The organism is Amycolatopsis sp. NPDC001319, from assembly GCF_042896185.1.
GTDB lineage: Bacteria > Actinomycetota > Actinomycetes > Mycobacteriales > Pseudonocardiaceae > Amycolatopsis.
The window spans coordinates 3859-5252 of sequence record NZ_JBIAWY010000035.1 but is presented as its reverse complement, the minus strand read 5'-3'; the positions used below and the strand labels follow the sequence as shown (position 1 = coordinate 5252).

Here is a 1394-nt window from a genome sequence, read left to right as displayed (position 1 = left end):
GTAGGCAAGTCCTCGGCCTATTAGTACCAGTCAACTCAACAACACATTACTGTGCTTCCATCTCTGGCCTATCAACCCAATCGTCTTTTGGGGGCCTTAACCCACATGGGGTGGGATACCTCATCTTGGAACAGGCTTCCCGCTTAGATGCCTTCAGCGGTTATCCCTTCCGAACGTGGCCAACCAGCCATGCCCCTGGCGGGACAACTGGCACACCAGAGGTTCGTCCGTCCCGGTCCTCTCGTACTAGGGACAGCCTTCCTCAAGTATCCTACGCGCGCGGCGGATAGGGACCGAACTGTCTCACGACGTTCTAAACCCAGCTCGCGTGCCGCTTTAATGGGCGAACAGCCCAACCCTTGGGACCTACTCCGGCCCCAGGATGCGACGAGCCGACATCGAGGTGCCAAACCATGCCGTCGATATGGACTCTTGGGCAAGATCAGCCTGTTATCCCCGGGGTACCTTTTATCCGTTGAGCGACACCCCTTCCACCAGGTGGTGCCGGATCACTAGTCCCGACTTTCGTCCCTGCTCGACATGTCTGTCTCACAGTCAAGCTCCCTTGTGCACTTGCACTCAACACCTGATTGCCAACCAGGCTGAGGGAACCTTTGGGCGCCTCCGTTACTCTTTAGGAGGCAACCGCCCCAGTTAAACTACCCATCAGGCACTGTCCCTGAACCAGATCATGGCCCGAGGTTCAGATTCCCAATTCGACCAGAGTGGTATTTCAACAACGACTCCACAGTAACTAGCGTCACCGCTTCACAGTCTCCCACCTATCCTACACAAGCCGAACCGAAAACCAATACCAAACTATAGTAAAGGTCCCGGGGTCTTTCCGTCCTGCCGCGCGTAACGAGCATCTTTACTCGTAGTGCAATTTCGCCGGGCCTGTGGTTGAGACAGCCGGAAAGTCGTTACGCCATTCGTGCAGGTCGGAACTTACCCGACAAGGAATTTCGCTACCTTAGGATGGTTATAGTTACCACCGCCGTTTACTGGCGCTTAAATTCTCAGCTTCACCCCCGAAGGGATTAACCGGTCCTCTTAACGTTCCAGCACCGGGCAGGCGTCAGTCCATATACATCGTCTTGCGACTTCGCATGGACCTGTGTTTTTAGTAAACAGTCGCTTTCCGCTGGTCTCTGCGGCCACCCACCCCTAGCCTGTAAAAGGCCTCAAGGTGTTTGGCCCCCCTTCTCCCGAAGTTACGGGGGCATTTTGCCGAGTTCCTTAACCACAGTTCACCCGATCGCCTTGGTATTCTCTACCTGACCACCTGTGTTGGTTTGGGGTACGGGCCGTGCATGCACTCACTAGAGGCTTTTCTCGGCAGCATAGGATCACCCTCTTCGCCTCAAACGGCTACGCATCACGTCTCAGCCTAT

General features: G+C 55.3%; 1 rRNA gene (running past one end of the window). It reads right to left on the bottom strand.

Going from position 1 to position 1394, the window contains the following annotated elements:
* Positions 1-1394, bottom strand: a 23S ribosomal RNA gene (locus ACFY1H_RS49545); it runs 1796 nt beyond the window's last position.